This is a genomic window from Nioella aestuarii (genome assembly GCF_050896395.1).
GTDB lineage: Bacteria > Pseudomonadota > Alphaproteobacteria > Rhodobacterales > Rhodobacteraceae > Nioella > Nioella aestuarii.
The window spans coordinates 1-21421 of the sequence record NZ_JBPBBA010000002.1 but is presented as its reverse complement, the minus strand read 5'-3'; the positions used below and the strand labels follow the sequence as shown (position 1 = coordinate 21421).

Annotated in this window: 20 protein-coding genes, 1 tRNA gene and 1 pseudogene; 17 read left to right on the top strand and 5 right to left on the bottom strand. The window is 59.7% G+C overall.

Annotation, left to right across the window (positions count from 1 at the left end):
- The first annotated feature begins 2 nt into the window (after nucleotides 1-2).
- From ACROHD_RS01605 to ccoS, 7 genes are all read left to right on the top strand, one after another.
- Nucleotides 3-221 (top strand): cbb3-type cytochrome c oxidase subunit 3, encoded by a 219-nt coding sequence (locus ACROHD_RS01605; RefSeq protein WP_432675533.1) that lies wholly within the window; start codon nucleotides 3-5, stop codon nucleotides 219-221.
- Nucleotides 218-1120, top strand: a complete 903-nt coding sequence (gene ccoP / locus ACROHD_RS01600) for a cytochrome-c oxidase, cbb3-type subunit III (RefSeq protein WP_432675532.1) — start codon at nucleotides 218-220, stop codon at nucleotides 1118-1120. The genes ACROHD_RS01605 and ccoP overlap by 4 nt, the downstream gene beginning before the upstream one ends.
- A 389-nt stretch (nucleotides 1121-1509) precedes the next feature.
- A complete protein-coding gene (locus ACROHD_RS01595) occupies nucleotides 1510-1947 on the top strand; it encodes a hypothetical protein (protein WP_432675531.1) in 438 nt (145 codons plus the stop codon).
- Between the two features lie 220 nt (nucleotides 1948-2167).
- Complete coding sequence (gene ccoG / locus ACROHD_RS01590) at nucleotides 2168-3595, top strand: cytochrome c oxidase accessory protein CcoG (RefSeq protein ID WP_432675530.1); 1428 nt, start codon at nucleotides 2168-2170, stop codon at nucleotides 3593-3595.
- Nucleotide 3596: 1 nt separating this feature from the next.
- Complete coding sequence (locus ACROHD_RS01585) at nucleotides 3597-4082, top strand: FixH family protein (protein WP_432675529.1); 486 nt, start codon at nucleotides 3597-3599, stop codon at nucleotides 4080-4082.
- 7 nt (nucleotides 4083-4089) lie between these two features.
- Nucleotides 4090-6276, top strand: coding sequence for a heavy metal translocating P-type ATPase (locus ACROHD_RS01580; protein ID WP_432675528.1), 2187 nt, complete (start codon nucleotides 4090-4092; stop codon nucleotides 6274-6276).
- An 18-nt stretch (nucleotides 6277-6294) separates the two neighbouring features.
- Nucleotides 6295-6453 (top strand): cbb3-type cytochrome oxidase assembly protein CcoS, encoded by a 159-nt coding sequence (gene ccoS, locus ACROHD_RS01575; protein WP_432675527.1) that lies wholly within the window; start codon nucleotides 6295-6297, stop codon nucleotides 6451-6453.
- 75 nt (nucleotides 6454-6528) lie between these two features.
- Here the strand turns inward: ccoS and ACROHD_RS01570 are convergent, their stop codons facing one another.
- Nucleotides 6529-8049 (bottom strand): D-alanyl-D-alanine carboxypeptidase family protein, encoded by a 1521-nt coding sequence (locus ACROHD_RS01570; protein ID WP_432675525.1) that lies wholly within the window; start codon nucleotides 8047-8049, stop codon nucleotides 6529-6531.
- Between the two features lie 246 nt (nucleotides 8050-8295).
- Between ACROHD_RS01570 and hemF the strand changes: the two genes are divergently transcribed.
- From hemF to ACROHD_RS01555, 3 genes are all read left to right on the top strand, one after another.
- Nucleotides 8296-9186, top strand: coding sequence for an oxygen-dependent coproporphyrinogen oxidase (gene hemF / locus ACROHD_RS01565; RefSeq protein ID WP_432675524.1), 891 nt, complete (start codon nucleotides 8296-8298; stop codon nucleotides 9184-9186).
- Between the two features lie 2 nt (nucleotides 9187-9188).
- Nucleotides 9189-9938, top strand: a complete 750-nt coding sequence (locus ACROHD_RS01560; RefSeq protein ID WP_432675522.1) for an SDR family NAD(P)-dependent oxidoreductase — start codon at nucleotides 9189-9191, stop codon at nucleotides 9936-9938.
- Between the two features lie 278 nt (nucleotides 9939-10216).
- The gene (locus ACROHD_RS01555; protein ID WP_432675520.1) at nucleotides 10217-12244 is read left to right on the top strand and encodes a M3 family metallopeptidase; all 2028 of its coding nucleotides are present in this window, start codon (nucleotides 10217-10219) and stop codon (nucleotides 12242-12244) included.
- Nucleotides 12245-12278: 34 nt separating this feature from the next.
- Here the strand turns inward: ACROHD_RS01555 and ACROHD_RS01550 are convergent, their stop codons facing one another.
- Entirely contained in the window at nucleotides 12279-13442 is a 1164-nt protein-coding gene (locus tag ACROHD_RS01550; RefSeq protein ID WP_432675519.1) for an alpha-hydroxy acid oxidase, read from the bottom strand.
- Between the two features lie 108 nt (nucleotides 13443-13550).
- On the opposite strand from ACROHD_RS01550, the gene ACROHD_RS01545 reads away from it, so the two are divergent.
- Nucleotides 13551-13991: a MaoC family dehydratase gene (locus tag ACROHD_RS01545; RefSeq protein WP_432675518.1), complete on the top strand. Its 441-nt coding sequence runs from the start codon at nucleotides 13551-13553 to the stop codon at nucleotides 13989-13991.
- Here ACROHD_RS01545 and ACROHD_RS01540 read toward each other — a convergent pair.
- Together ACROHD_RS01540 and trpA are read right to left on the bottom strand one after the other, a co-directional pair.
- Nucleotides 13988-14128, bottom strand: a complete 141-nt coding sequence (locus tag ACROHD_RS01540; RefSeq protein ID WP_432675517.1) for a hypothetical protein — start codon at nucleotides 14126-14128, stop codon at nucleotides 13988-13990. The two genes, ACROHD_RS01545 and ACROHD_RS01540, sit on opposite strands and share 4 nt — an antisense overlap.
- 5 nt (nucleotides 14129-14133) lie before the next feature.
- On the bottom strand, nucleotides 14134-14925 hold the full coding sequence (gene trpA / locus ACROHD_RS01535; protein ID WP_432675516.1) for a tryptophan synthase subunit alpha: 792 nt from the start codon (nucleotides 14923-14925) through the stop codon (nucleotides 14134-14136).
- A gap of 179 nt (nucleotides 14926-15104) precedes the next feature.
- Here trpA and ACROHD_RS01530 point away from each other — a divergent pair, with 179 nt between their 5' ends.
- The 3 genes from ACROHD_RS01530 to ACROHD_RS01520 all read left to right on the top strand — a co-directional run bounded on the left by ACROHD_RS01530 (nucleotide 15105) and on the right by ACROHD_RS01520 (nucleotide 18066).
- On the top strand, nucleotides 15105-15938 hold the full coding sequence (locus ACROHD_RS01530; RefSeq protein WP_432675515.1) for a PhzF family phenazine biosynthesis protein: 834 nt from the start codon (nucleotides 15105-15107) through the stop codon (nucleotides 15936-15938).
- An 80-nt stretch (nucleotides 15939-16018) separates the two neighbouring features.
- A complete protein-coding gene (gene ychF, locus ACROHD_RS01525) occupies nucleotides 16019-17116 on the top strand; it encodes a redox-regulated ATPase YchF (RefSeq protein WP_432675514.1) in 1098 nt (365 codons plus the stop codon).
- A 98-nt stretch (nucleotides 17117-17214) separates the two neighbouring features.
- Nucleotides 17215-18066, top strand: coding sequence for a hypothetical protein (locus ACROHD_RS01520; RefSeq protein ID WP_432675513.1), 852 nt, complete (start codon nucleotides 17215-17217; stop codon nucleotides 18064-18066).
- A 6-nt stretch (nucleotides 18067-18072) separates the two neighbouring features.
- Here ACROHD_RS01520 and ACROHD_RS01515 read toward each other — a convergent pair whose 3' ends face one another.
- On the bottom strand, nucleotides 18073-19074 hold the full coding sequence (locus ACROHD_RS01515; RefSeq protein ID WP_432675512.1) for an NADP-dependent oxidoreductase: 1002 nt from the start codon (nucleotides 19072-19074) through the stop codon (nucleotides 18073-18075).
- Between the two features lie 145 nt (nucleotides 19075-19219).
- Between ACROHD_RS01515 and ACROHD_RS01510 the strand changes: the two genes are divergently transcribed.
- The 3 genes and pseudogenes from ACROHD_RS01510 to ACROHD_RS01500 form a co-directional block, all read left to right on the top strand.
- Nucleotides 19220-19309 (top strand) — tRNA-Ser (locus ACROHD_RS01510).
- Between the two features lie 556 nt (nucleotides 19310-19865).
- On the top strand, nucleotides 19866-20273 hold the full coding sequence (locus ACROHD_RS01505) for a hypothetical protein (protein ID WP_432675511.1): 408 nt from the start codon (nucleotides 19866-19868) through the stop codon (nucleotides 20271-20273).
- Between the two features lie 77 nt (nucleotides 20274-20350).
- Nucleotides 20351-21421: pseudogene (locus ACROHD_RS01500) on the top strand (IS3 family transposase); the annotation flags it as partial.

The following is a 21421-nucleotide window of genomic DNA, read 5'->3' as shown; positions in this document are numbered from 1 at the left end:
CGATGGAAGATACCTACACCATCATGCGGGTTTTTGCGGGAAGCTGGGGACTGGTCTTTATGTTCCTCGTCTTCGTCTGCGTGATCCTGTTCACCCTGCGGCCTGGTAGCCGCAAGGTGCACCAGGACACCGCGAATATCCCCTTCCGCCACGACGACAAGCCGGCCCGGGCCCCGCTGCCCGGCGCCCAGGACGCCCATCTTACGGAGGCGCGGCAATGACCGAACAAAACCATCCCGAAGAACAGATCCTGCAAGAGGGCGATCCGGATACCACCGGTCATTCCTGGGACGGGATCAAAGAGTTCAACAATCCCCTGCCACGCTGGTGGCTGTGGACCTTCTACGCCTGTATCGTCTGGGGCGCGATCTACACCGTGCTTTATCCTGCTTGGCCGCTGGTGAGCTCTGCCACCTCAGGTGTGCTTGGCTATTCAACCCGTGGTGAAGTGGCGGACGACATCGCCTCGTTCGAAGAGATGAACGCCCCGATCCGTGCGCAGATCGAAGAGGTGGAGCTTGCGGCAATCAATGCCGATGAGAACCCCGACCTCTACAACTACGCGATCCAGGGTGGCGGTGCGATCTTCCGTACCTGGTGTGCACAGTGCCATGGCTCGGGCGCGGCTGGCGCGGTTGGCTATCCCAACCTGCTGGACGACGACTGGCTGTGGGGTGGCTCGATCGACGAGATCCACTTCACCATCAGCCACGGTATCCGGAACGAAGACGATTTCGACGCCCGTTATTCCGAGATGACCGCATTTGACGAGATCCTGTCAGATGAGGACATCACCAGCGTCGTCCAATATGTCCGGAACATGTCCAACCAGGATCATGACGCGACGTTGGCTGCTGCGGGGGAAGAGGTGTTCCTCAACAACTGCGCATCCTGCCACATGGATGACGGCACCGGTGACCGGTTCCTCGGCGCTCCAAACCTGACCGATGCCATCTGGCTCTATGGTGGCGACGAAGCTGCCCTTGAACAGACAGTGCGGTATGCCCGGTTTGGCGTGATGCCGCCGTGGTCCGCAGAGGCGTCTGCAGCGGGCCGTCTCAGCGAAGCAGAGATCCGCTCGGTTTCCGTCTACGTCCATTCGTTAGGCGGCGGGGAGTAATCCCTGACAAGAGATCCAAAGGCCCCTCCCGGCCTTTGGTGCACGGTGCCGGCCTTGGTCCTGTTCGCGCGTTTCCTAAGGGGCCGGCACCGAAACAGACAAGAGATCCCAAAGACCCCTCCCGGTCGGCGGGACTGGTGTCGGCCCTGGTCCTGTTCGCGCGTTTCCTACGGGGCCGACACCACAAGAGACAAGAGATCCGGAGGCCCCTCCTGGCCGAAGGAATGGGTGTCGGTTCTGGTCCTGTTCGCGCGTTTCCTGCAGAACCGACACCTTCCTTGTCCTCCGTCCTCATCTCATTGAACAAAGATTTGACGAGAATTGGTCCTAACCTTTGCATGGTCATCCGGCAGGGTGGCGCCACGAAAAACACTTTGAGGACAGTGGACATGCACAATCTGAAAAACAGCACCCGGCTGTTTCTGACCGAAGAGTCCGGCGCAGTTACGGTTGACTGGGTGGTCCTGACGGCCGGATTGGTCGGGCTTGGGCTGGCAACGATGGCAGTCGTTTCGGGCGGGGTCGAAGACCTGTCTGGCGACATGCAGAGCCAATTGGAAACACAGACAATCTCGGCCAGCTTCGGAAGCGCCGCCGTGGCCTGGGAAGCCGGGCAGTGGGACATGAGCAACCCAGGAATCTATGACTCCTACGTTGCTTGGATGGCAAACTTCGAAGACCAGCAATTGCTCGACCACATGAACAACATGGCCCAATACGCCGATGCGCCGGCAGGGTCAGGGCATCCAATCGACACCTATCATGACGAATTCTACATCGCGCAGGACGAAGCGATTTCGCGCGGTCTTATCGATCCGCCCACCTGAGCCTGTCCGTATCACGAGACGCGAAAAGCCGGCCTTCCCACAGGTCGGCTTTTTCATGTCGTGCGGGCATTTCAGCGCAGGAGGCCGAAAACCTATGAAGCGAACTCATCTTTTTTGCAGTGCAGCGGCGTTTCTTGATCCACGTCAAAGTTGACCGAGGCCTCGCCGCCTAAACACCAAGCAAGCCAAGGCAATCCGACTCCAAGGGGACGCTCCAGTCATGAGTTCCGCAGACCAAACGCAAAAGCTGTACGCCGCCCGTGAACCTGTTTTTCCCAAGCGCGTCAGTGGCAATTTCCGGAACCTCAAGTGGATCATCATGATCGTGACCTTGGGCATCTACTATCTAACGCCCTGGATCCGTTGGGATCGCGGCCCTTCGCTGCCTGATCAGGCGGTGCTGCTGGATCTTGCGAACCGCCGCTTCTTTTTCTTCTGGATCGAGATCTGGCCCCACGAATTCTATTTCGTCGCGGGCCTTCTGATCATGGCGGGGCTTGGCCTGTTCCTGTTTACTTCGGCTCTTGGCCGGGTCTGGTGTGGCTATGCCTGTCCGCAGACCGTTTGGACGGACCTATTCTATACCGTCGAACGTTGGATCGAGGGTGATCGTAACGCACGCCTGCGCCTGTGGAAGGCCAAGTGGGACGCCAGGAAGATCCGCCTGAGGATCATCAAATACATAAGCTGGTTCCTGATCGCCGTTGCGACGGGTGGGGCGTGGGTTTTCTATTTCACCGATGCGCCGACGCTATTGGTTCAGCTTGTGACCTTCCAGGCACCCAATGTGGTTTACGCTACGATCGGCATCCTGACCTTCACCACATTCGTGTTCGGCGGTTTCATGCGTGAACAGGTCTGCATCTACATGTGCCCATGGCCGCGTATCCAGGCCGCGATGATGGATGAAGATACGATCACAGTGGCCTACCGTGAATGGCGGGGCGAACCGCGCGGCAAGCACCGCAAGGGCGCAGATGCCGAGCAACTGGGCGATTGCATCGACTGCGTGGCCTGCGTCAATGTCTGCCCCGTGGGGATCGACATCCGTGATGGCCAGCAACTGGAATGCATTACCTGTGCGCTTTGCATCGACGCCTGCGATGACATCATGGACAAGATCGGCAAGCCGCGCGGCCTGATCGACTATATGGCACTGACGGACGAAGCAAACGAACGGGCCGGCAATGAAAAGAAACCGATCTGGCAGCACATCTTTCGTCTGCGGACCATGATCTACACCGTTCTCTGGTCTGCTATTGGCGTGGCCCTGACCGTGATGCTGTTCATCCGATCCGATATCGACATAACCGTGTCGCCGATCCGAAACCCGACCTATGTGACCCTGTCGGATGGAACGATCCGCAACACTTATGACGTGCGGATCCGCAATATGCAGCACGACGCGACGGACTTTCACATTTCACTGACCTCGTCCGAGATCCTGCGGATCGAGCTGGAAGGCACCGATCAACTGACCGTCACCGTTCCGGCTGACAGCACCCAGTTGCAGCGTGTCTATGTTCTGGCCCGCCCCGGCGACCCGGCGGCCAGTCAGGACCGCACCGATTTCCGCCTCTGGGTGGAAGATCAGGCAAGCGGAACACGTACCTTCGAAGACACCGTGTTCAACGGACGGGAGAATTGACATGAGCGAAGCAGAACAAAAATCGGGGGGCCGGGAACTGACGGGCCGCAAGGTTCTGATAATCTTCATCGCCGGGTTCGGCATCATCATCGGCGTCAACATCTTCATGGCCGTGAATGCGGTGCGCACCTTTCCGGGGCTTGAGGTTTCATCCTCCTACGCCGACAGCCAGGACTTTGACATTCGCCGGGACGCGCAGGAGGCTCTGGGTTGGAACGCCTCGGTCGAGGTGGATGCACAAACGGGTGTTCTGACCCTGCATCTGGTCGATGACAGTGGCCAGCCCGTCGCCCCGGCCCAGTTGGAGGCACTGCTGACCCGTCCCACCAACCGAGAGGAAGACCAGCTTCTGGAGCTGACCCGCAACGCGGGTGCCTTCAACGCGCCTGTTGAGGTTTCCGAGGGCCGCTGGCGTCTGCGCCTGACCGGCACCGCCCGAGATGGCACCGATTATCGCCACAACATCACCTTCACCGTGCGGGGATAATCCTGCCATGAGCGCCACGTTCGAACGCCCAAGTCTTGCCGTTTGCCCCGCCTGTTCGGTCACCCCGGCGGCAGAGGCCCTGGCTGAGGTGCAGAAGGACGCGCGGTTGATGCTGTCGCTGCCGGGTATCCATTGCGCGGCCTGTATCTCGACGGTGGAGAAGGCGCTGGCCAAGGCACCGGGCGTGCATTCCGCTCGGGTCAACCTGACGCTCAAACGTGCCATGGTCGAGGCCGAAGCAGACGTGACGGCAGAGGATCTCGTGCAGGTGCTGGACCGCGTGGGGTACGAGGCACACGAGCTCGACCCGGGCATTCTGGCGACGACCGAGGCCGACCGTGCCAGCAAAGACCTGCTGATGCGGCTGGCCGTGGCGGGCTTCGCGATGATGAACGTGATGCTTCTGTCGGTCGCGGTCTGGTCCGGGGCCGAAGGCGTGACGCGTGACATGATGCACTGGATTTCTGCGTTCATCGTTCTGCCAGCGATCGTCTTCACTGGCAAACCCTTCTACGTGAACGCTTGGTCTGCTCTGAAGAATGGGCGGCTGAACATGGATGTGCCGATCACGCTGGCGATCCTTCTCGCCGTGGGGACATCACTCTATGAAACGATCCATTCCGGTGAGCACGCCTATTTCGACGCTGCAATCTCGTTGACCTTCTTCTTGCTCGCGGGCCGCTATCTGGATTACCGCACCCGCGCCTCTGCCCGCTCCGCCGCGCAGGAATTGGCCGCGATGGAAGTGCCGCGCGCACTGCGTCTGTCTGCGGATGGAGAAACCGAAACCGTTGGCGTCGCCGAGCTGATCGCAGGTGACACCGTTCTGGTCAAACCCGGTGGCCGCGTGCCCGTGGATGGCGTGGTGCGCAACGGCACCTCTGAGATCGACCGCGCCCTGATGACCGGTGAAAGCCTGCCCGCCTTTGCGGGTCCGGGAACTGCGGTGTCGGCTGGAGAAGTGAACCTGACCGGACCGCTTACCGTTGAAGTGACGGCGGCTGGCGAGGACACCGCGCTGCACCGTATCGCAGACCTCGTTGCCATCGCGGAATCGGGGCGTAACAATTACACGTCGCTCGCCGATCAGGCGGCGAAGCTTTATGCGCCTGGCGTGCATATCCTCTCGGCCCTCGCGGCTCTGGGTTGGTATCTTTACACCTTCGATCTGCGCGTATCGCTGAACATCGCGGCCGCCGTTCTGATCATAACCTGCCCCTGTGCGCTTGGCCTTGCCGTTCCCGCAGTGACCACCGCTGCCTCCGGTCGCCTGTTCCGCAAGGGGATGCTGATCAAGGACGGCACCGCCATGGAACGGCTGGCCGAGGTTGATACAGTCGTCTTCGACAAGACCGGCACATTGACGATGGGCGCACCGCATCCCGTGGGGCTGTCTGATCTGCCAGACGAGGCGCAGGGCGTGGCTCTGTCGCTGGCCACGATCTCGGCCCACCCGCTGGCAGAGGCCCTCGCCCGAGGGTTGCGCGATATGGGCCGTTTGCCGGTGCCGCTGACGGATGTGCGAGAGGTGCCGGGTTTTGGCGTTGAGGGCCGGTGGAACGGCAAACCCGTTCGCCTTGGCCGCGCCACATGGGTCGGTGCCGAAGCACCCGACGTCACCGCGACGTTCCTTCAAATCGCAGACGAAACACCCCATCCCATCAGCTTTATCGATTCCATGCGACCCGGCGCAGCCGAGGCAGTAGAGGGACTGAAGCGCAGCGGCTTGCGGGTGATCCTGATTTCCGGCGACACGCAAGGTGCGGTGACACGCTTTGCCGCAGAGATTGGGATCGACGAAGTACTGGCCGAGGCGCTGCCCGACCAAAAAGCCGCCCGTGTGGCGGAATTGGCCCGCGAGGGTGCCAAGGTGCTGATGGTGGGCGACGGGCTGAACGATACGGCAGCCCTGACGGCGGCCCATGTCTCGATCTCCCCGGCCACAGCGCTGGATGCGGCGCGGGTGGCGTCTGACATGGTGCTGCTTGGCAAAGACCTGGCGCCCATTGCCGATGCGTTCGAGACCTCAGTCAAAGCCCGCACGCGGATTCGGGAAAACTTCTCGATCGCAACGGTTTACAACGTCATCGCCGTACCCTTCGCCATTGCCGGGTTTGCGACGCCCTTGATGGCGGCCTTGGCGATGTCGGCCAGTTCGATAACCGTATCGCTGAACGCGCTGCGGCTGCGCTGATCGGAAAGGAAGCCCGTTATGGACGTTCTCGTCATTCTGATCCCTGTGTCCCTGTTTCTGGGGGCAATCGGGTTGGCCGGGTTCTTCTGGCTGTTGAAGCGCGGGCAATTTGACGACCCAGAGGGCGATGCAAATCGCATTCTCAGCGGTGACTACGACGACAAACCGAAAACATAGGCGCCGGGGAAGGTTTTTCCAAAAACCCTTGAAGGATCTTGCAAGATCCTTCTTTCGCCTTCCGGCAGCGGATTCTCAGGGCCCGTAGGTCGTGCAGGTGATGTTTCGCGACATAAGCCGCGCGCAGGCCCGTTCCGCCTGTTCCTGCCCCATGCCCGCGAATTGCGCCTCGAACCCGCCGGTGCGCTGTACCACGTTGCGCAACGCCTCATCGAAAGTGCCCAGTTCTGCCAAGGCCGTGCGGAGAAGCAGTTGCTCGGCGGCGAAACGCGACGGGTAGCGCCCAAGAGACACGCCATAAAGCCGGCTGCCGGTCGAAGACGCGCGCGTCACGATCTCCTGCACGGGCGGTTCCGGGTCAGGATCAATCACGGCGAGTTCAATCTCCGTGGAGTCATAAGCCACGATTTCCGGTCGTTGAACTGGCGCGATGCTGGCAAGTTCGACCTCGTCCTCGGCCTCTTCCAGAACCGTCTCAACGACCTCTGCGATCGTTAGCACCTCGGTCTCGCTTTCATCAGGTCGAGCTTCCGGCTCGGGGATTGCTTCGCTCAATTCCTGCTCGGGCGGATCGGCCAGCGCGTCTTCAACGGCGTCTTCGACGGCGGCGATCAGGTCAGGCGAGGCTTCGGGAATCTCTTCGGGCTCTCTGGCTGGCAAGGGGCGTGGCAGCGGGCGCAGGCTGCTGGTGACAAGGCCATTTGGCCTGATAGTTCGCCCTGCTCGCCCGTCATCCTGGCCATAGACCGGCAAATCCGGCCTTCGGACCGTGGCATTGGCCGGAGCTCGGGCAAAGCCCATATCAAGCAGTTCCATGATCCGCTCATTCCGGCTGGCAGAGGAGCGTCCACCGAACACAGTCGCGATGATGCGTACATTGCCGCGTTCTGCCGAGGCCACCAAGTTGTAGCCCGCAGCGCGCGTGTATCCCGTCTTGATCCCGTCCGCCCCGCGATAGGCGTCCAGAAAGCGGCGGTTCGTGTTGCGGACCGTGGCAATCCCGGCATCCGCCGTGCGCCGTGAAAACAGGTTGTAGTATTGCGGATAGTCGTAGAACAGCCGCCGCCCCATGGTGGTCATGTCGCGGGCGGTTGACAGGTGGCCCTCTTCCGTCAGCCCGTTGGCGTTGCGAAATGTCGTCCGCGTCATCCCAAGTGCTTCGGCCGTGCGGTTCATGCGCCGGGCAAAGGCGGCTTCCGAGCCGGAAATTGCCTCACCGATTGCGGTTGCTGCATCATTTGCAGACCGAATTGCAGCCGCGCGGATCAAATAGCGCAGGCGGATCGTGCTGCCGGCCTGCAACCCAAGGCGAGAAGGGGGTTCCGCTGCCGCATTGCGGGAAATCCTTACTTGCGTATCAAGGGTGATCTCGCCAAGCCGGATTGCCTCGAACGCGATATAAAGCGTCATCATCTTGGTCAGGGACGCGGGATGCAACCGGGTGTCGGCATTCCTGGAATGCAGGACCTCGCCGGTGCGCGCATCGATAACCATTGCCGCATAGGGCGCGGCCTGTGCCGGGGAAACCACGGCCAGGATTGTGCCCAATAGCACAAGAAGACCCGTTAGGGTCGAAAGGAGCGTTCTTCGGATCACGAAACTGCTCTGTCTGCCTCTGTTGCCGTCTGTCGCGGCATGTTTTGCCGTCTGGTGCGGCTTTGACCTCAGCCTAGGTGATTTTTGTTGGAGAATCCATCATTAACCTTGCCTATCTTTGATACGATTTCGTCCAATTCGATATATCGGGGCACGCGACGATCTGGCCGCAACATCTGCTCGTCACGCTCTGGACCTAGGCGGCGCGATTGGGCACAGTCCCGCCGACCCGCGAAGGAGACCGACATGAGCGACCCGTTTGACGCTAGAAAAGCCCGCGCCTCTGGCTGGTTCCGAGATCTGCGGGACCAGATTGTCGCCGCCTTTGAGGCGCTGGAAGACAGCCAGACCGAGGGGCCATTCGCGGGCTTGCCAGCCGGGCGCTTCGACGTGACGGAAACCAAACGCGCATCTGAAGATGGGTCAGATGCAGGCGGCGGATTGATGAGCGTCATGCGCGGTGGCCGCGTGTTCGAGAAGGTCGGCGTAAACGTCTCAACCGTCTACGGTAAGTTGGGCGCACAGGCGCAAAAAGCCATGGCTGCGCGCGGCGTTCCGGGGATGGAGGATGATCCGCGCTTTTGGGCGTCCGGTATTTCCCTTGTGGCGCATATGCAAAATCCACATTCCCCGGCCGTTCACATGAACACCCGCATGTTCTGGACGCCACATGCCTGGTGGTTCGGGGGCGGTTCGGACCTGAACCCTTGTATCGAATACGACGAAGACACGGCGCATTTCCATTCTGTGCAGAAACAGCATCTCGACCCGCATGGGCCAAACCTCTACCCGGAGCTAAAAGCTTGGGCAGATGAGTATTTCTTCGTGCCGCACCGGTGTCGTGCGCGGGGCGTCGGCGGTATCTTTATGGATGACCGCAACAGCGGTGACTGGGAAGCCGATTTCGCGCTGACCAAGGATATTGGCCGTGCTTTCCTGCCCGCCTTCCTGCCAGTGACCGAGAAGCGCCGGAATACCCCTTGGACGGATGCCGACAAGGACGCTCAACTGGTCCACCGAGGTCTCTATGCCGAATACAACCTTGTCTATGATCGGGGCACCAAGTTCGGTCTGGCGACAGGACATGATGCAAATGCAGTGCTGATGAGCTTGCCACCGATGGCGAAATGGGTGTGACCATGCAGAAAACCGCGATTGTAACAGGCGCCGCCCGAGGGATCGGTCTGGCCACCACGAAACTGTTTCTGGAAGAGGGTCGCCGCGTAGCGATGATCGACCGCGATGTGCCTGCACTTTTGGAAGCGGCAGCTGCTTTGGAAAACGTCTTGCCCGTTGTCTGCGACGTATCGCAACCCGATCAGGTCACGGCGATGGTGGCCGAGGTGCAGTCGAAGTTCGGACGCATCGACGCTTTGGTGAACAACGCGGGTGTTGCTGATTTCGGCCCCATCGACGAGACCGATTTCGAGCGCTGGCGCCGGGTCATGGAAACCAATCTGGACGGCGTGTTCCTGTGTTCACAAGCCTGCGCGTCGGCCTTGAAAGAGGCCAAGGGTACGATTGTAAACATCGCGTCAATCTCGGGGTTGCGGGCCTCTACCTTGCGAGTGGCCTATGGCACTTCGAAGGCCGGGGTCATTCAAATTACTCAACAACAGGCGGCGGAATGGGGCGAATGGGGCATCCGCGCAAACTGCGTCTGCCCCGGACCTGTTGCAACGAAACTGGCCATGGCGGTGCATACGCAAGATATCATCGACGCCTATCACGACGCGATCCCGCTTAATCGCTATGGCAGCGAAGACGAGATTGGCAATGTGATCGTGTTCTTGTGTTCCGATAAGGCGAGTTACGTCACGGGCCAGGTGATTGCCGTCGATGGTGGGTTCCAGTCGACCGGGGTCGGGTTGCCGTCCTTGCGTCGGTGATGCCGTCGCGCCGCACTGCCACGGACAAGCGGTGCGGTGGTGTCGCAGATCAGAGGGATGACAAGACCACCAGCGCCCTACCGGCCGGCAAAGATTTCCAGATCACGTCATGGGGGCGGGCCGTGACATGACAGGGGGCCGCGACCCTGCTGAAGGCTTGAACTCACCTTCAAGGGCAGCCCCCACGATCTCGCGGACATAAAACTCAACCGTTTGAAGGATCTCGCCCTCGCCAGCGGTGAGAGGCTCACCTATCTTGATCCCAAAGGAGATATATGATGACGAACCCGCTTCTGCAGGATTGGACCACGCCCTTCACCCTGCCGCCTTTCGCACAGATTGAAGACGCCCATTTCGCCCCGGCGCTGGACCATGCGCTAGAGGATGGTCGCGCCGCGATCAGCGCGATTGCTGACAATCCCGAACCGCCCACATTCGCCAATACAATCGAAGCGCTGGAGCGGGCCGACCAGCTTCTCGACCGGGTGGCCGGGGTGTTTTACAACCTTGCCGGGGCCGATGCGAACCCGGCGCGAGAGGCGTTGCAGCGGGACATGGCGCCGAAACTCTCTGCGTATTCCTCCGAGGTCACCAATAACCGAGCGCTTTGGGCCCGGATCGACGCGCTCTGGCGGGCGCGGGGTACGCTTCGGCTGAGCCCGGAACAACTGCGCGTTCTCTACCTGACGCATCGCAGCTTCACACGTGCAGGCGCCGCGCTGGAAGGGCCCGACCGGGACCGTCTGACCGATGTGATGTCGCGTCTTGCCGTTCTGGGGACGCAGTTTACGCAGAACCTTCTGGCTGACGAGCGAAGCTGGTTCATGGAACTTAGCGAAGACGATCTAGAGGGTCTGCCTGGCTTCGTTGTTGATGCCGCTCGTGCGGCGGGGAAAGAAAAGGGCTCGGACGGCCCGGTCGTGACGCTGTCACGCTCTCTCATCGTGCCGTTCCTGCAATTTTCGCCCCGTCGTGATTTGCGTGAAAAGGCCATGCAGGCCTGGGCCGCGCGGGGCGCAAATGGTGGCGAAACCGATAACCGAGCGATTGCCGCCGAGACGCTTGCCCTGCGCGAGGAACGGGCGCGGCTTCTGGGCTATGACAGCTTCGCTTCCTTCAAGCTCGACACCGAAATGGCGGGCAAACCGGGCAACGTGCGCGATCTGCTGATGCAGGTGTGGGAACCCGCCAAGGCGCAGGCCGAACGCGATGCGGAGCGCCTGACCGAGATGATGCAGGCCGAGGGTATCAATGGCGATCTGGAGCCGTGGGACTGGCGGTATTATTCGGAAAAACGACGGGTTGCGGAACATAATCTGGATGAGGCAGAGCTGAAGCCCTATTTCCAGCTCGACCGGATGATCGAGGCAGCTTTCGACTGCGCGAACCGGCTGTTTGGACTGGACTTTGCACCGCTAGATCAGCCCATGTATCACCCGGATGTGCGCGCTTGGGAGGTCACGCGAAACGGTCGCCATATGGCGGTTTTCCTGGGTGATTATTACGCGCGGGGGTCTAAACGGTCGGGCGCTTGGTGTTCGGCAATGCGCAGCCAGTCCAAGCTCGATGGTGAGGAACGGCCTATTGTCGTGAACGTCTGCAACTTCGCCAAGCCCGCCGATGGCGCACCCGCTTTGCTAAGCTATGACGATGCACGAACGCTTTTCCATGAGTTCGGCCATGCACTCCATCAGATGCTGTCGGACGTGACCTATGTATCGATATCGGGCACCTCGGTCGCGCGCGATTTCGTAGAACTGCCGAGCCAGCTTTATGAGCATTGGCTCGACGTGCCGGAGGTTCTGGAAAAACACGCAGTTCACGCGGAAACCGGCCAGCCCATGCCAAAGGACCTGCTGAACCGGCTGCTGGCGGCGCGGACGTATGACATGGGCTTTCAGACGGTGGAATACGTGGCTTCGGCGCTGGTTGATCTCGATTTCCACGACGGCCTCGCACCGGCCGACCCGATGGCGGCGCAGGCCAAAACGCTTGCACGTATCGGGATGCCGCGTGCCATCGTCATGCGCCACGCCACACCGCAGTTTGCGCATGTGTTCTCGGGCGACGGCTATTCGTCTGGCTACTACAGCTACATGTGGTCCGAGGTCATGGATGCGGATGCGTTCGAGGCGTTCGAGGAAACAGGCGATGTGTTCGATCCCGACACGGCCCAGAAGCTGGAACGGTTCATCCTGTCGGCAGGTGGCAGCGAAGAGGCCGACGCGCTTTACACCCAGTTTAGGGGCCGGATGCCGGGGGTAGAGGCGCTGCTGAAAGGCAGAGGGCTCGATACGGCGGCATAAAAGATGGGGGCGGCCCTTGTGGTCGCCCTTTCCCTTATTCCCACTCGCCGGAAAAGCCCTTGGGAACCAGCAGGTTGTGGCGCCCAAGGTTCTTCACGTCGCGTTCGCCGCAAAGCGCCATGGTGGTGTCCAGTTCCTTGTGGATCACCTCCAGCGCCTTTGTGACGCCAGCCTCGCCCATGGCACCCAGACCATAGACAAAAGCGCGCCCGATCATGGTGCCTTTGGCACCCATTGCAACGGCCTTTAGCACGTCCTGGCCCGACCGGATGCCGCTGTCGAGATGAACCTCGATCTTGTCGCCCACGGCATCGAGAATTTCCGGCAGCGCCCGGATCGAGGAAATTGCCCCGTCCAGCTGCCGTCCGCCGTGGTTCGATACGACGATGGCATCGGCCCCCACATCCAGCGCCTTCCTGGCGTCGTCGGCATCCAGAATACCCTTGAGGATCACCGGGCCGTCCCACCACTTGCGGAACTCCTTGATCCGCTCCCAGTCCAGCGAATGATCGAAAGCCTGGCTTGTCCAGGCAGACAAAGACCCGGTGGCGTCCACCCCTTTGGCGTGTCCAACCACATTGCCGAAGGTGCGCCGCTTGGTGCCCAGCATCCCGAGGCCCCATTGAACCTTGGTCATCATGTTGGCCACCGATTTCGGGGTCAGCTTGGGCGGGGCGGATAGGCCATTGCGGATGTCCTTGTGGCGCTGGCCCATGATCTGGAGATCTACGGTGATCACGAGTGCCGAGCATTTTGCAGCCTTGGCCCGATCAAACAGTCGCCGCATGAAATCGTCGTCTTTCAGCGTGTAGACCTGGAACCAGAAGGGCTTTTCCGTGTTCTCGGCCACGTCCTCAATCGAACAGATCGACATGGTCGAAAGCGTGAAGGGCACGCCGAACTTCTCGGCCGCACGGGCGGCCTTGATCTCTCCATCCGCGCATTGCATTCCGGTCAGCCCGACCGGGGCCAGCGCCACGGGCATGGACACGTCCTGACCAACCAATTGCGTCGCAGTGCTGCGGCCGGTCATGTCTACGGCGATGCGCTGGCGCAGGTACAACTTGTCGAAATCACTGGTGTTTTCGCGGAAGGTCTGTTCCGTCCAGCTGCCCGATTCCGCGTAATCGTAGAACATCTTGGGGGTGCGCCGCTTATAGATGCGTTTGAGATCGTCGATATTGGTAATGACGGGCATGGGGCGCTCCTCCAGGATTGGTGAGAAATTCTTACCAATGTGGCACAGTTTTCACAATGGGCTTTTTCCGGTTACTCTGCCGCAGGGGAAAAGAGATGGAGGGGAAGCATGTTTTTCGACGATCTGCCCGTTGGTTACCGGTTCAAGACCCAGGCCCGAACGCTGCCGTTGGCGGAAATTGTGGGCTTTGCGCGCAGGTGGGACCCGCAACCGTTCCACACAGATGCAGAGGCTGCGAAAGCATCGCCTTATGGTGGCATTATCGCCAGCGGCTTTCATACGATCCTGACCGCCTTCGTACTGACGCTGGAAGCTGATGTGTGGAACGAAGCCTCAATGGGTTCACCGGGGCTCGATGAAATGCGCTGGATGAAGCCGGTTTATCCGGGCGATACGCTGCATACCGAAGCGGAGGTGCTAAGTTCCAGTCCCTCGCAATCACGACCTGATCGGGGGCGAACAGAAATCCAATATCGGATCTATAATCAAAACGGCGAAGAGGTCGCGAAGTACCGAGCGACGCATATCCTGAGGCGGAAAGCCCCTTAGCCAAGCACGGATAGGATGGACAAGAGACCCGGCAGCAGCGATGGCGTTCTGGGTGCGGTCGTCGCAATAAAGGCGAGCGTGGCGGGGGCTGCGGAGATGATCGCCGGGGCGAGGCTGCCGACTGTCAGGACAGTCATCGGGTTCAGGCCCGATGCGCGCCGTCCGCGAGGCCTTTCACGAAATTCAGCACTTCCGGCACAGGCTTGCCCGCCGCGATCTCGGACACGATGGCGGACCCCACAACGGCACCGTCCGCGACAGAGGCAATGGCCTGAGAGGTCTCGGGCGTGCGAATGCCGAAACCCACGATCACGGGCAGGTCAGTCTGCGATTTGATCCGCGCGACTTCTGGGCCGACATCGGTGGCTTCGGCAGCAGCGGCGCCGGTGATGCCGGTAATTGAGACGTAATAAACGAAGCCGGACGTGTTCTGCAGCACCTTGGGCAGGCGGTTGTCATCGGTGGTGGGGGTTGCCAGGCGGATGAAGTTGAGGCCCGCCTTCTGGGCAGGAATGCACAGCTCCTCATCCTCTTCGGGCGGCAGGTCCACCACGATCAGCCCGTCGATCCCGGCGGCCTTGGCGTCGACCAAAAACGTATCCACGCCCCGGCTGTAGATCGGGTTGTAGTATCCCATCAGCACGATCGGGGTCGTATCGTCAGATTTGCGGAACTCGGCGGCCATATCCAGCGTCTTTTGCAGGGTTTGCCCGGCTTCCAGCGCGCGCTGGCCAGCAAGCTGGATGGTCGGGCCATCGGCCATCGGGTCGGTGAACGGCAGGCCAAGCTCGATGATATCCACCCCGGCGGAGGGCAGGCCCTGCATGATCTCCAGCGAGGTGTCGTAATCGGGATCCCCCGCCATGATGTAGGCCACGAAGGCCTTCTTCCCTTCGGCTTTCAGGGCGGCAAATTTGGCGTCGATCCGGGTCATGGCAGTTCCTCGCAAGTCTTCCGGCCCGGTTTGGCGAATGTCCGCGGGGAAATCAATGCCCTGAATCCACGACTCTTGCTGAACATCACCATCTGAAATGGCTGATGTCATACATTCGAATTTGCATCGGGCCTGAATGCGACACAGCTTAAGCGGACCAATGTCACCAGGAGCGTTCGATGTCCCTTCAGAAATTATCCGCATTCACTCGCAATGGGCAGGGTGGGAACCCGGCCGGTGTGCTGCTGTCCGACGCTCTGCCGCGCGACGATGACATGCAGCGGATCGCGGCAGAGGTGGGCTATTCGGAAACAGCGTTTGCCGCACCAGATGGGCCGGGCTGGCGGATGCGCTATTTCGCACCGGAAGGGGAGGTGCCGTTCTGCGGCCATGCGACGATTGCCCTTGGTGCTGCGCTTGGTCAGGCGCATGGTGCCGCGGTTTATCTGCTGCATCTGAATGACACCAAAATCTCGGTCGAGGCTTATGAGCAGGACGGGGTCTGGGGCGCGCGGCTTGTGTCTCCTCCGACCCGATATGCGCTGTCAGAGCCTGATGTGCAGCAAGAGGTCATGGCCCTGTTTGGCTTGGATGCGGATGATCTCGACCCGTTGATCCCGATTGCACGCGTGCATGGCGGGGCGGATCACCTGGCATTGGCGCTGGCCCGTGACGACACCGTGGTCAACATGGCCTATGATTTCGACACTGGCGCAGAGTTCATGTCGCGCCACGGCTTCGTGACGGTAACGCTGTTTCACCGGATTGCGCCCGATCTGATCCATGCCCGGAACGCTTTTGCCGGGCATGGCGTTTACGAAGACCCCGCTACCGGCGCTGCCGCTGCCGCCTTGGCTGGGTATTTGCGCGATGCAGGCATCCAATCCGGGCCGTTCCGCGTGGTGCAGGGCCAGGAAATGGGCCGCCCTTCGGAACTGTGGGTTACGCCGCATAAAGGGCAGGGGATGCCGATAGAAATTGCCGGGGCGACGCAAGCCATATCAGATACCTGACCTCCTCGCGACAACGAGCCCGTTGCAGCGCTGCCTGCTTCCGCATAGAAGGCGCCGGAACCAAGGATGCGGAGGGCCAGATGGGCTTCAAGATGGGTATTGTCGGGCTGCCGAACGTGGGCAAGTCCACGCTGTTTAATGCGCTGACCAAAACGGCAGCGGCGCAGGCGGCGAATTTCCCGTTCTGCACGATCGAGCCCAATGTGGGCGACGTGGCCGTGCCTGACTCACGGCTGGACAAGCTGGCAGCGATTGCCGGGTCCAAGCAGATCATCCCTGCGCGCATGACCTTCGTGGATATTGCGGGATTGGTGAAGGGCGCGTCGAAGGGCGAGGGCCTCGGCAACCAGTTCCTGGCCAATATCCGCGAAACCGATGCCATCGCACAGGTTCTGCGCTGCTTCGAGGATGACGACATTACCCATGTCGATGGCCGGATCGACCCGATTGCCGATGCCGAGACCATCGAGACCGAGCTGATGCTGGCCGATCTGGAAAGCATCGAGAAGCGCCGCGCCAACCTGGTGCGCAAGCTCAAAGGCAATGACAAGGAAGCACAGCAGCAGGACCGGCTGTTGGCCGAGGCGCAGAAGATGCTGGAAGACGGCAAGCCAGCGCGTCTGGTCGAGGTCAGTGCCGAGGACGCCAAGGCTTGGAAGATGCTGCAACTGCTGACCACCAAGCCGGTGCTTTATGTCTGCAATGTCGATGAAGGCTCGGCGGCTGAGGGCAACGCGTTTTCCGCCAAGGTCGAGGAAATGGCCCGCGAACAGGGGGCTGCGACCGTAATCATCTCGGCCCAGATTGAGGAAGAGATCAGCCAGCTCGACGCCGAGGAAGCGGAAATGTTTCTAGGCGAAATGGGCTTGGAAGAAGCCGGTCTGGACCGACTGATCCGGGCGGGCTATGCCCTGCTGAACCTGGAAACCTATTTCACCGTCGGCCCCAAAGAGGCGCGTGCCTGGACCATCCGCCATGGCACCGCAGCCCCGCAGGCCGCGGGCGTCATCCACGGCGATTTCGAGCGTGGCTTTATCAGGGCTGAGACCATTGCCTATGACGACTACATCGCCTGCAACGGGGAAAGCGGCGCCAAGGAAGCGGGCAAGATGCGCGTCGAGGGCAAGGCCTATACCGTCAAGGATGGCGACGTTCTGCATTTCTTGTTCAACGCCTGATATCGCTCAAATTATGGCAAAACCGCTTCAAAATCTCCGGAATTCGGGCGCGATTGCCATCTAGGTATGTCACGGGGGCACTTAGGCGGTGCATTTCGATGACGCGACTGAAACCTGTGCAGGACTTTGTTCTTTGCGAAGACGGAGCGGTGACCACGGATTGGGTGCCGCTTGTCAGCGCGACCGTTGGGCTTGGCCTTGCGGTGACGGGAGTCGTCAGCGGTGGGGTGCAAAACCTGGCTCTTAGCATTCGTGACTCGCTGAACTCAGACATTATTGCTGGGATCGGCGGGAATGACCCCAACACCGGAACCTCTGGCGGTGACGATGGCTTGGTGGCACTGGCCTTTAACGATTTCAACAATGGTGATCAGGGCTGGATCACAATCGCGGATGAACATGAAGATCCACTGCTGTTTGACATGCTCGGCCCGTATTTCGACCAGAGTGGCTCCCCTGTTGTCCTGAATACCTACAGCTTCGATCCAGACACCGGATTCGCCATGTTTGAGTTCGATCTGCATACGATCGGCAATTGGGAAGCAGCCGATCAGATGCGGCTGTTCATTAATGGCGTCATGATTGACGCAACCCGGCTGAACGGAGGGAGCACAAATTCGGTAGATGACGACGGGTCGGATGAAACGCTGGTGTCCTACAACTTCATTCAGCGTGAAAGCGTACATCGTGACGTATCCGCTGAACGGCTTGAGATCGCGAATGCCTATTACGAGGCTGAGGTCGGCGACGCCAACTACGAGGCGGTCCGGTCAAACGTGAACACCCAAAGCGCCTATACCGTGCAAGTGGTCGTGCAGAACCCAAGCGAAGAAATACAGTTCGGCATTGGCCGTATTGGCGATGATCCCTATGGCGGCGAAGCCTGGGCTATCGACAATGTTGGATCCTACGGGTCTGACATCCTGCCAGTGGAATTCAACGCGAACTAAAGTGAATTATTCTACCTTGACGATCAGTTTGCCCGTGTTTTCACCCCGGTAAAGCATCCCAATGGAATCCAACGCGGCCTCTGGTCCGTCCAGAATATGTTCCCGCACGGTGATCTTTCCATCTCTCAACCAGCCCGCCAGAGCTGTTCTGGCCTCGTGCAGGCGGTCCTTGTAGTCGAAGATCAGAAAGCCCTGCATCCGCGCCCGAGCAACCAGAAGCTCTCGGTGAATTCTGGGGCCAACAGGCAGTGGATCCCATTCCGTGATCGCCGCCGTTCCGCAAATCGTTATCCGCGCGCCTTGCGCGAGCTTGGTCATCACCGCATCCGAAATCGGCCCGCAGGTATTGTCGAAATAGCAGTCCACCCCATCCGGGCAGGCCACCGCGATCGCCTCGGCCACGTCCTCGGACTTGTAATCGATGGCCACGTCATAGCCAAATTCCTCGCGGCATTGGCGAACCTTTTCAGGGCCTCCGGCGATGCCAACGGTGCGGCAGCCGATCACCTTGGCGATCTGGCCTACGGCCGATCCCACAGCGCCCGCCGCTGTTGAAACCACAACCGTATCCCCCGCCTTGGCGGCACAAGATTCCAGCAAACCAAAATAGGCGGTTGTCCCGTTCAACCCCAGAATCCCGAGCGCATAGCTGCGCGGCAGGTCGGCTTCGGTAATCTTGTGGCCGATCGTGCTGCCATCGCTGATGACATGAGTTTGCCAACCCAACAGCCCCTCTACCACATCGCCCTCGGCATAGTCAGGGTGCAGGCTGGCTACGATCTCGCCCACGGCAAAGCTGCGCATCGGGTCGCCAAGCGCAACGGGAGGCGAATAATTCGGTACGTCATTGGCCCATCCCCGCATCGCCGGATCGACGGACCAATGGCTGACCCGGATCAGAACCTGCCCTTGCTCAAGCTCTGGAATGGCAACCTCCCGGATCGCGAAATGCTCTGGCTTGGGGACACCAACCGGGCGGTTGGCCAGAATGACTTGTGTATTCTTCATCAGGTTCCTCCTGCTCACGCGATCCTGCCTGCCCGGCAGGACGAAGGCAATCCGCAAGGCTGCAAACAAGGGCGTATCAGAAAAGGGCCATCAAACCCGTAAATTCCCCTTGTTCCCCGGTTTCTAGCCGGATACACCGGCCAGCGGAGACGTGGCCGAGTGGTCGAAGGCGCTCCCCTGCTAAGGGAGTAGGCCCGGAAGGGTCTCGAGGGTTCGAATCCCTTCGTCTCCGCCACCCATACTTTTTTTATATAAATCAATAGTTTGGCATGGGGCGACCACACAGGTTGACCACACATGTTTACCACACATTCCGCATAGATGTTGGAAGCCCCTTCGAGCATTCGACAACGATATGGCATCTGACAAGGCTATCCGGGAATCGCTCCTTAGGCTGATCAACAAAACAATTTGCGAATACCTATATTACCATGAGGGCGAGTAGCGGCCTGATAAAACCCGGCATTTGTGGCTCAGCTTGGGTGCGAGGTCGGAAGCGACTAGGCGTTTGGCTTTGCAGAGGGTCCCAACCATTTCCAACTGCCCCCCCCGAGCATCTTCGATGCGACGCCCTCCGGGCTAACGAGCTAGTGTAGTTACTGATCCAATGCCTGATAGACACGCGACCAAGCAACACTCGACTTGCGCTTTAGGGCACCATCGGAGAGGCTTGAAGGAAGCTGTAATCGTTGGAGAGTTTAGATGGCGAACTGCATTGTTTGCGGAAATTTGGCAAGTATAATCTCCCATAATCCTCACTGTAAAAATCACATAAAGGATACTGTACGGTCATGACTTTGATCATTATCATTTGGGTAGTATTTGGTGCTGTTGGTGCGGTAATCGATGGAATCCGGGGCTTTCTTTGGGGGTTTATTCTTGGTCCTGTCGGTTGGATTATTGCAGCAATACTAAAATCGAAAAGCCAAGATCAGGAAACCCATACAACTACAAGCAGTCATTCGATCACTAGAGATAGTGCAAGCAGAGTTGCTGGTTCGTCAGAAGAGCATCATCAGGACAATGGCCAATTTGACCGACGCCGCTGGGAAATATTGAAGGAAGTTGACCAAGATATCCGTCAAGCGTCTGAAGCTGTTGTCAAGGTACACCCAAGCCTAGATGATGAGTTGGCTGAAAAGTACATGGTGCTGAATCAAAAGGAGTACCTTCAGGCACTTGTTGATAAAATTGTCTGACGTCAGCGCCTATGGGACAGATTTGAGGTTTTCGTAACGGAGGTTTTCTGGTTCATCGCAGCCAATATGGAGCGAAGATGAACAAGAAATCCGGAACATCGAAGGACGCGGCTGACAAGCTGGTCAAAGGCATCCGCCGCAAGACGCGCAAACAATATTCCGCCGAAGAGAAGATCAGGATCGTGCTGGCGGGCCTGCGCGGCGAAGAGAGTATTGCCGCGCTCTGCCGTCGTGAGGGCATCAGTGAGAGCCTGTATTACACGTGGTCGAAGGAATTCCTTGAAGCGGGCAAGCAACGCTTGGCCGGGGATACCGCCCGACAGGCGACATCGCCTGAGGTCAAGGAACTGCGTTCGGAATCTGCGGCGCTCAAGGAAGTCGTTGCCGACCTCACCCTAGAAAACCGTCTGCTCAAAAAAAGCATGATCGGGGATGGGGAGTACGAGGCATGAGATACGCCGCATCAGAAAAGCTGGAGATCATCCGCACTGTGGAAGCTTCGCATTTGTCGGCGCGCCAGACGCTGGCGACGCTCGGCATTCCCACCTCAACCTATTATCGCTGGTATGACCGCTGGTCTGAAGGCGGGCTGGACGCGCTTGACGATACAGCACCCCATCCCGGGTCTGTGTGGAACCGCCTTCCGGATGAAACCCGGGCGGACATTATCGAGTTCGCGCTCGAGCATGAGGATCTGACGCCCCGGGAGCTGGCGGTTAAATACACCGATGAGAAACAGTATTTTGTCTCTGAATCATCGGTTTACCGCATCCTGAAGGCGGAGGATCTGATCACGGCACCGGCGCACATCGTGATGAAGGCTGCCAATGAGTTCAAGGATAAGACAACGCGCCCCAACGAGCTCTGGCAGACCGACTTCACCTACCTCAAGGTGCTGGGGTGGGGCTGGTTTTATCTCAGCACGATCCTGGACGACTACAGCCGCTACATCATCGCCTGGAAGCTGTGCACCACGATGAAGGCCGAGGACGTGGCCGCCACGCTCGACCTGGCGCTCGCCGCCTCCGGCTGCGACAGCGCAACCGTGGTCGCCAAGCCCAGACTGCTCAGCGATAACGGCTCGTCCTACATTGCTGGCGACCTGGCGGATTACATCGAAGAAAAGGGCATGGAGCACGTCAGGGGCG